Here is a 9,531-nt window from a genome sequence, read left to right as displayed (position 1 = left end):
AAAAGTTCATCTTCAAGATACTGATTAAAATATCTTGTGTCTGATGGTTTTAGTTTCTTATATTCGATAGTAGTGTGATTTGTGTCATAAACTTTTGGATACCCATAAAATGATAAAAATCCATTTTTTTGAAGTATGGTTTGAATATCATTTTTAATATATGTAAAGTTAATGTCATTAAGTCCGTCATTTTTGATTTTGTCAAGTATGCCACCTAAAAGTGCACTCAGATTTGCATCAAACCAGACTTGCAGTTCAATATCTATTTTTTCAAAAATATCATCTTTGTGCTCTTCATATAATTTTACAAGTTGGTTGTAACCATCTAAATCATTGTGAATATTTGAAAGAGTATTAATTGGCATAGAGATTCCTTTTTTAGCAAAATATTTTATAGTACATTTTAGTCTTTACTTTTTAAGATGGTAAATCGTTAACATAACCTTTTTTACAACTCATATTAATCCCCAAGAATTTTATAATATTTTAACGATTTTATAAATTAACTTTGCTGAATTTATATTTTAAAGATTCAGGTCATTATACTCTTCAATAAATTTTATTAAATTAAGTAGTTTTTTATTACTTTTTATCTTTCCTCAACCTAGCTACCCTATTTATCTTTGACAATAGTGAAATTTTTTCTTTTTCTTTATTCTTTTTTTCATGTAAAAGTTTATACTCAACCAGTTCTGATATTTCATTATAGCTTGAAGAACTTTTTTTTAATTTGTCATTTCCCAACCCTAAAATTTTACCTATTTGCCGAAAAAACACTCCATCCGTAAAAGTACTTATTATCTCAGTTCCTAAATCTAGCCCTTCACTTTTTAGTTTACGGTTTTTAGCAATTTTTTCAACTTCAGTGTTGTATTTTTTCGTTACTTCATATCTTTCATCATCATTCAAAGTTGATAATTCACTAAACAAAGAGTTTAATCCTTTTCGGATTAATGTATTGTTTGTTGATTGTTCAAATTCATCTATTGCTATATAGTCATTTATCTCAAAAATGGATAGTAAATCAATTGATGGATTTTTTTGTAAATCAGTATCTAAAGATAATCTAAACTCATTGATATTTCCAATATTCATGTGCTTATACATATTCAACATATTAGCCATCATCATGCTGTATGGATGTTCTGTATATTTGCTATTTAGGTCATAGAAAGGGAAGTAGGTGGCATCAAGTGCATGAGCCAAATGGATAGTAAGACTATGTACCATAAATTCAAATCCTAATAAGTCCTCCTTCTCTTCCGGTAACAATGAAGTTATTATATTATTAACACCGTAATGAGATGTGCCCATTGGTCCCGAAAAGTGTAAACTTTTAAACCCTTTTCGCAATGCTTTTTGTGGCCAAAATAAAAAATCTGCAAGTTTATTCTGCTCAAACTTCATAAACTTTGACAAATCAGTTAAAAAAGGTAAAAGTAATTTATTAATATCTGGATCATTCAAGATATAATTTTTATTTATCTCTACAAGGTCGATTGTACCTAAAGTTGCTAAAGCTCGTCTTCCTACAATAGCATTGCTATTTTCTTGATAAACTTCATTTAAAAAACCATAGTCCATTCTTGACTCGGGTTGCATATTTACAAAAATAATTCTGCCAATTTTTACTAAATATAATAAGTCATCACGAGAAAGTTTTTGTAAATTTAGTACCTCATTCATTGTATCAACTAAAGGCATTGCACAATATATCACATCATAAAGAAGTAGTAAATTACGTATATTTACATTATGTAACATTGTCAAATTTATTAAACATTTTGTTTTCTTTTGATCAAAAAAATATATATTAGCTTTGCCAATCTCTCCCTTGTAAATATTATCAATATTGTCAAACCATAACTTTTCATCTCGTTCAATAAATGGTAGCTTTAATGATTTGAAAGTTTTTGATGACTGTATTGTCATTGGATCTGTTTTTACAGAAGGTATTTTTTGCTTAATAACATTATCACTTTCTAATGAAACAATAAATTGATAAGGAATTTTTATTGCATTTAATTCATTTTCTATTTGTTTAGCTCTATTGAGCGAAATTGAATTTAAAAGTTTTAAATTAAGTGTTTGATTGTCATGATTCTCACTAAATCCAAGAATAACAGCATCATTATATTTTGCGTCAATGTGTGTGAGTAGTAAAGGATTTGTAAAAGCCACTCCTTCAAAATCTTTTGAAATGTTTTTGTCATCAATTTGAGGCAATATCAAAACATACTTATTTGGCATTATTTCTGTCAGTCTAACATTAGTTGTTATATATCTTACCTTATTATCAAAGTGCTGATATAGTTCTTGAAAATTTCTATAATTTTTAACATGTATTTTATATGAATATTCATCTATTTTATAAATCGTTGTTGTCAAATATGGAAAATCTCCGCGTAAGTTCAAGTCCATTCTTCGACATTGTCCATCATAGTCTCTTGACATTAAATTCCCTCCACAATCTTTATATCAGCATCTGTTAAATTTAAATATTTATAAACCATCGTATAATTTTTGTCTGTTTGGTTGATTGATTTGCATTTAGATATTGGCACAACAATTTTTAAATAAAGTGGCCGAAGAAAGGGTGCTAACCCTTAATCCCGTCGGCTCTTGGAGAGACTAGAAAGTTGAAAAACACCTTTATGTATATCATAAAAGGGAGTGCCCATACTATTGCAGAGTAGAGGTATAGCTCATGTGCATACTCTTCAAAAAATGGAATTGACCCTCTCATGAGAGTCGCTAAGAGTATAAGGGCAATCATGGTGTGAGTATATATGTTTGATGTAAGGTGTCGTCCCGTATGAATCCAGCCGATAATAATCATGACCATAAGATAAGCAAGACCAAACCCGCCGCTTGTTATGAAGTGTCTAAAGTGACTGATGCCCGTATACTCGGTCATTAAAATCGCATATCCCATCAAAGCATAACCGGCTCCAATCATCACAAAGATAAGGGCAAGGTATATGACATAGGGCTGATTTAGTATAAATTTATCTTTTAAAATATAATCATTTGTTATTGCCAGTACAGCGGCACCGCTTGCAAGTCCAAGCCAACCAAGAGCAGAGTTGTTGGGGTATAAAAACTCTACGACAGTAAAAACAATAACGCTAAATATTGCAAGGTTTGTAAGAGGCGGACGGGAGATATATACATCATCTATCCCTTTGTCCTCCATCAGTTCGTTTACTGCTTCCATATTGACGCGTCTTAGAGCTAAAAGTATCAATACGACATGACCTCCAAGCCCAATCTTTAGTATATCCATCGGCGCTGTACTTGCAACTCCTGCCATTGACGCAAAAAACCATGCTTCAATTATAAGCAGAGCTAAGAGTGCATACCCAAGAGAAGCGTGCCTCTGAAGCTTGTCCAGAACTGCTCTTCTAGCAAACCAGATAAGCCATCCAAGCATAGAGAGGTTTAGCAAGGCGGCTAGATAAACACCGGTAATATCTATAAACCAAAAACTTAAACGACCTGCTATCCATAAAAGCACAACATATTTTAATCTCTTGCCGACAAGCGGAACAAGACCAGGAAAGAGTTCAGGCAGACCCGTACTTAAAAATGCAAGTACGCCTATACCCAAGATACCAAAGAGCATCTCATATACATGCCAGACTAAAATATTGTCCATAAAAGGGATATTTATAGTTCCACTCCAAACTAAGCCCCATAAAACCATAGAGATTATCATGTAGGGAGCAAGAAGCACAAAGACAGGTCTAAATCCATAAGCTAAGTATGGAGGAATATCCTTTTCATCAGGGTAGTAAAGATAGTGATTTGTTGCACGTAAAATTTGTGGTTTTTCTTCTTCTTCGTGTTTCATTATTTTAGTTCCAGTTCAAATGTACTTATAATCTCTTCATCTTGGAGTATTTCTGCACTCTTGCCATAAACATACTTGTCATCTCTTTGATTTTGAATAAGGTCAAACTTAAATTTTTTGACGATATGTCCCGGATCTGCTTTTAGTAGAAGCATCTCATCGCTTAGACGAATCGCCTCCATGAGGTCATGTGTTATAAAAAGTACGCTTATCTCTTTTTTGCTTATCATATCTATCAAAACAGTCTGTAGCTCTTTTTTAAGCCCGATATCGAGTGCTGAAAATGGCTCATCCAAAAAGAGCAGGGATGGCTTGACGACAAGTGCTCTTGCAAAACTTACTCTCTGTTTCATTCCGCCGCTTAAATCTTTTGGAAATTTATCAAAATCCTCTTCCTCAAGCCCAAATCTAAGAGCAATCTCTTGTGATTTTTTAAGAGCTTCGCTTCTCTTTTGGCCTTTTGCTAAGAGTCCTAAAGAGATGTTGTCTATAACATTTTTCCATGGTAGAAGCCTCGCCTCTTGAAAAGCAAATGCGCTACTTGAGAATGTGTTTATAACACTTCCTTCCTCAACATCTAAGAGGTCTGCACATAGATGCAAAAGTGTTGTTTTGCCGCCTCCGCTAGGTCCTACGATTGAGAGCACTTCGCCTCTGTTTAGGGTAAAGTTAATATCTTTTAAAATTTTAGTAAATCCAAAACTGTGATTTAGATTTTTGACCTCTAATCTCTCCATAATTCAACCTCTCTTTTTATCGGCTCTAAAATTATGTACTCAATAAACATAAGTGAAGCTATCATAATTACTACTATTGCTAGTGCCGTTGGAGTATCGAGTTGGCTTCTTGCAACAGCCAAAGATGCACCGATACCGTTACTAGTAGCTAGAAGTTCTGCCATTATGACTATTTTCCAAGCCATTCCAAGTCCGCCGACCCATGCAGGAAAAACATAGGAGAAGATATGCGGAAAATATACGTCAAAAAAGCGCATGTGCCATGGGAAGTTAAAACTCTGCGCCATCTCTTTTAGAGTTCCGTCAAGCGTACGTGTTCCTTGAAGTGCACCTACAAAAACAATAGGGAAAGAGGCAACAATTACCGTAAAAATAACAGTCTCATCTCCCATCCCAAACCATATCATAGCAAGAACAATCCAAGCAATAGGAGGCATACCTACAAGTATAGTTACAATCGGACGACTCATCATGGAAGCCGTTGCAAAAAAACCGGCTAAAAGACCAAGAGCAGTACCGAGTATAAGAGAGATTCCAAAACCGATAGATGCACGATAAAGCGTCGTGTGTATCTCTGCTAAAACACTATCATCTTGAAGCATTAATAGAAGTGTTTTGAATGTCTCAAGAGGAGAGGGCAGTACTAAATCTCCATAAATTTGATTGCCGGCGTCCCATAGAGCAATGAAGAGCAGTATTGAAGCGATTGCTCCTAAGCCGCTCCAGAGAAATGATGGAAAATCCTTAAGTATTTTTAATGCAAATTTCATAGATTAAAGACCATAGTAAAAACTGTTTTGAGGCAGCTTACCACCGATACTCTTTGGCTCTTCCTCTTTTAATACGTTAAAGAAAAATTCCAAATCATTTTTTGCTTCTATAGCCGATACATTTTTAAGCCTTACATGAGAGATTGAGTCACTAACTCCATCTTTATCTAACATGTCAAGAGTTTTAACAACTAGCACGCCTGCTTCTTTAGGGTTTGCTTTGTACCACTTCATAGATTTTGCGTACTCCTCTTGAAATCTCTCAATTAGATGTTTATCTTTAATATGCCCCATAACGGCAATGCCGGCTTCAGGCAGATCTCCGTTTGTATTAAAAATAGTGCCCCACTCCTCTTGTAAGTCAACGCTTCTGTAGAGTTCAGGAGCTATTACGCTTATGGGAAAAGATTTTGTTTTACGAAGAGCCATTGAGATTGCAGGCTCAGCTAAAAGTGCATGATCAATTCTTCTCATGATAAGCATCTGCATAGCATCAACCGGACTTGTGACATAAACAAGCTCAAAATCTTTTTGCGGGTCTAGCCCCTCTTTTTTAAGAAGCTGTTTAAATACGATATCGGGCATATCTGCACGAAAAGGAACGGCAATCTTTTTGCCCTTGAAATCTTTTAATGTTTTTAGCGAATCATCGCGGCTAATCATTCCAAGTATTCCCCATACAGAAACGTTTAAAAGCTTGATATCCACACCTTTGTTGTTTAAAATAGCTGCAGTATTCGTAGGGATAGCCACAAAATCTACATCGCCTTTTATTGTCATGGCTCTTAGCTCATCTGGATTTTTCCAAACTCTAAACTCTATTTTGTCTGCTACATCACTTAGTGCATTTGTCTCAATCATATGTAAAATAGGGTGTGAAACAGATGCAAAAGGACCTGCGATTACTATTTTGTCCAATTTTGTGTTAGCGCTAAGCGCACTTAGTGAAAATAAAAATAGTGCTAAAAAGCTGTAAGCTAAGGTTTTCATAATAAAAATTCCTCTAAATCATATTTTTGTATATTACTGATTATAATATTAATTATCATTGACTATAATCAATTTTAAAAAAGGTAACCCATCCTAAAGAGAAACCTTCTCTTCTCTAGCGGTTGATACTCTTTTAGGTCATAATTTGATAAAAATGAAACTCCAAAACCAAAGTGGATTTTTGGTTTTCCAAAAGGAACCCACTCAACTTGTGGAGTTACATAGCCTGCATTTCCACTAAATGCCTTAAAAGGAAGCAACGCTCTAAGTGCAGCATTTGTGTCATTGCCCATATCGGTCTTTGTATTATATGAAAAATTATACTCAATTCCAATATTTACCTGTTTAGTTACTGCTTTTGTTGTCGAGAGATCAAGTAGTATTTCATCTCCAAAATCATAATCGTTATGCGCTTTTGGTCTATATGTGTACATTGCGTGCGTGTCGATTCTCCAACTATCATCTATCATGTAAGAGACTCCAGCTCCGAGTTTATACTCAAATTCGCCTGTTCCCATCTGTGTCGGCATAGGAGTATTTACCCCGTTTGCAACATTAGGAGCTTTTTTAAATGAGCCGTTTGTAGCACCTGTCGGCAGTTTAATACCTCCATCTATTGAGAGTTGATACCCATAGCTGCTCATAGGTAAAATTACATGTCTTGCAATTAACAAAACATCGCCAATGCCTTTGTTATCAATCTCAACCGCATTAGCTCCAAGTGTTGCTGAGGCTCTTATATTTTTATATGGAATAATTGCCCCGACTGTACTCTTTTTGTTTATGCCATAATATAATCCAACAGTAGTTATATTTGCTGTTGCATTTAAGTTCTCTTTGTTTTTGACCTCATTTTTGCCTTCAAACATATTTTTTCTATCAAAGTTTATATGTTTTATCTCTGCCTTTAGCTTACCTTCAGGCAAAACCATTGCTCCGCCTTTTGAGTTTATGGCAGGAAGCAGAGCCGCATTTGATATTATTGGTATTGTTATAAGCGAAACTAAAAATCTATTTTTCATTCTGTTTTCCTTTTTAGAAATGATATTCATTATCAATGTGTGAAAGTTTAGTAAAAAAATACTTAATTAAATATAAATAGTGATAATTATTATCAAAAGAATTAATTTAATAAGATTTTGATAAAATTTCATTATGAAATTAAATGAATATATAAAAGCAGTAGAGCTTCTTAACCTCTACTCATACCACTACTATGTCCTTGATGACCCTATTACTACTGATGAGGTTTACGATAAACTCTATCATGAAGTTGTAGAGTATGAAGAGAGTCACAAAGAGGATATTTTAAAAAACTCTCCTACTCAAAGAGTTGGGGATAGTGTTTCTGATGGTTTTACTAAGGCTTCACATCTTAGCCGTATGTGGAGTTTGGATGATGTTTTTGACTCTGCTGATTTACAAAAATGGCTTACAAAGACATATAAACTAGATAAAAACATCTCTTTTTATTGCGAGCCGAAGTATGACGGTGCGAGTCTAAACCTTATTTATGAAAACGGGGAGTTGACTAAAGGTATAACACGAGGAGACGGAAGTGTCGGCGAACTGATAACTCAAAATGTAAAGACTATACGTTCGGTTCCTCTTACAATAGAGCACAGAGATAGAATTGAGATTCGCGGGGAAGTGGTTATCTATAAAGATGAGTTTGAAAAGATTAATGAGTTGAGGCTAAAAAACGGGGAAGCTGTTTTTGCAAATCCTAGAAATGCCGCTGCTGGAAGTCTAAGACAGCTAGACTCAAGCATAACTGCTTCAAGAAATCTTGTCTTTTTGCCTTATGGTGTCGGAGAAAATACGCTTGAACACAAGCTTTTAAGCCAGAAGATGGAGTATATCTACTCTTTGGGATTTAAAAAGCCTCCTCTTCACGCTATATGTAGGAACTTTGAGGAGATAGAAGCAATCTATCAGGAGATGAACAAAAATCGTGATAGTTATGCGATGATGCTCGATGGTATGGTTATAAAGGTAGATGAGATTGCCGCGCAGATAGATATGGGCTACACCGTCAAAAATCCACGTTTTAGTGTTGCGTACAAATTTCCAGCCGTTGAGAAGATAACTACTCTAAGGGAGATAATCCTTCAAGTAGGACGCAGCGGCGTTGTTACTCCCGTGGCAGTTGTTGAGCCTACCGATATAGATGGTGTTGTCGTTGAGCGTGCAACTCTGCACAATTTTGATGAGATTGATAGAAAAGATATCCGCTTAAACGATAAGGTCATTATCTTAAGAAGCGGAGATGTGATTCCTAAGATAATAAAAGTCTTAACTAATCAAAGAGACGCAACTCAAGAGAAGTATCAAAGACCAAGCAGTTGTCCGGTTTGTGGCAGTGAACTTTTAGACGAAGGTGTGCTTTTAAAGTGTCAAAATCTTACATGTGAAGCAAGAGTTATAAACTCTATAATCTATTTTGCTTCAAAACCGTGTCTAAATATTGATGGCTTAGGAGTAAAAATAGTTGAAGCGCTTTTTATTTCGGGCTTGGTAAAGAGCGTAGTAGATTTGTTTGACTTAACTCTTGAGAAGCTCTTGACTCTTGAAGGTTTTAAAGAGAAAAAAGCGCAAAATCTGCTCGATGCTTTAGAGGGAGCAAAAGGGAGTGAGTATTGGCGATTTCTCAACTCTTTGGGAATTGAGCATATCGGGGAGGTCGCATCTAAGAGTTTGAGTGAAAAATTTGGAAGCGGTTTTATAGATGCCACAAAAGATGAGATAGTAGCGTTAGATGGTTTTGGCGAGGAGATGGCGGAGTCCGTTTTGGAGTTTGTTAGAGTAAACAGAGAAACTATCTTAAAGCTTCAAGATATTTTGCGACCGCTTGAACCAAAGCAAAGAGAAGAGGCAAAAGAGAATCCGTTTAAATCTAAAAGCGTAGTTCTAACAGGAAGCATGAGCGAGTCAAGAGACGTTATAAAAGAGATGCTTGAGGCACACGGAGCAAAAGTTGTAAGTTCAGTCTCCAAAAAAACTGACTTTGTAATTTATGGAGAAGATGCGGGAAGCAAATATGATAAAGCCGTATCTCTCGGCGTTGCTGTTCTTAGTGAGCAGGAGATGAGAGAAAAAATTGAGCAGGCTTGACAACTACTTGGTAGAGCATGGTCTTTGCGAGAGCAGAAACAGAGCGCAGACACTCATAAAAGAGGGG

General features: G+C 35.3%; 8 protein-coding genes and 1 pseudogene. 2 read left to right on the top strand and 7 right to left on the bottom strand.

All coding sequences use genetic code 11. The features are described 5' to 3' along the window. From M0Q20_RS10400 to M0Q20_RS10370, 7 genes and pseudogenes are all read right to left on the bottom strand, one after another. Nucleotides 1–365: pseudogene (locus M0Q20_RS10400) on the bottom strand (ATP-binding protein); the annotation flags it as partial. Between the two features lie 217 nt (nucleotides 366–582). After that, on the bottom strand, nucleotides 583–2,454 hold the full coding sequence (locus M0Q20_RS10395; protein WP_295061619.1) for a hypothetical protein: 1,872 nt from the start codon (nucleotides 2,452–2,454) through the stop codon (nucleotides 583–585). Between the two features lie 145 nt (nucleotides 2,455–2,599). Further along, nucleotides 2,600–3,853, bottom strand: coding sequence for an NnrS family protein (locus tag M0Q20_RS10390; protein WP_295061617.1), 1,254 nt, complete (start codon nucleotides 3,851–3,853; stop codon nucleotides 2,600–2,602). After that, entirely contained in the window at nucleotides 3,853–4,590 is a 738-nt protein-coding gene (locus M0Q20_RS10385) for an ATP-binding cassette domain-containing protein (protein WP_295061614.1), read from the bottom strand. Before M0Q20_RS10385 ends, M0Q20_RS10390 begins: the two co-directional genes overlap by 1 nt. Then, nucleotides 4,578–5,360, bottom strand: coding sequence for an ABC transporter permease (locus M0Q20_RS10380; RefSeq protein WP_295061611.1), 783 nt, complete (start codon nucleotides 5,358–5,360; stop codon nucleotides 4,578–4,580). The genes M0Q20_RS10385 and M0Q20_RS10380 overlap by 13 nt, the downstream gene beginning before the upstream one ends. A 3-nt stretch (nucleotides 5,361–5,363) precedes the next feature. Further along, nucleotides 5,364–6,350: an ABC transporter substrate-binding protein gene (locus M0Q20_RS10375; protein WP_295061608.1), complete on the bottom strand. Its 987-nt coding sequence runs from the start codon at nucleotides 6,348–6,350 to the stop codon at nucleotides 5,364–5,366. 74 nt (nucleotides 6,351–6,424) lie between these two features. Beyond that, nucleotides 6,425–7,372 carry a transporter gene (locus tag M0Q20_RS10370; protein ID WP_295061605.1) on the bottom strand — a complete coding sequence of 316 codons (948 nt, stop codon included), beginning with the start codon at nucleotides 7,370–7,372 and terminating at the stop codon, nucleotides 6,425–6,427. Nucleotides 7,373–7,505: 133 nt separating this feature from the next. Between M0Q20_RS10370 and ligA the strand changes: the two genes are divergently transcribed. Both ligA and M0Q20_RS11045 read left to right on the top strand, forming a co-directional pair. Continuing rightward, nucleotides 7,506–9,464 (top strand): NAD-dependent DNA ligase LigA, encoded by a 1,959-nt coding sequence (ligA, locus tag M0Q20_RS10365; protein ID WP_295061602.1) that lies wholly within the window; start codon nucleotides 7,506–7,508, stop codon nucleotides 9,462–9,464. Further along, on the top strand, nucleotides 9,451–9,531 hold an 81-nt coding region (locus tag M0Q20_RS11045; protein ID WP_366933659.1), incomplete at its 3' end, for a S4 domain-containing protein. The genes ligA and M0Q20_RS11045, both read left to right, overlap by 14 nt.

The organism is Sulfurimonas sp., from assembly GCF_023229025.1.
In the GTDB taxonomy this organism is placed as follows: domain Bacteria; phylum Campylobacterota; class Campylobacteria; order Campylobacterales; family Sulfurimonadaceae; genus Sulfurimonas.
The sequence above is the reverse complement of the archived record's forward strand: the minus strand, read 5'-3'. Positions and strand labels throughout refer to the sequence as shown.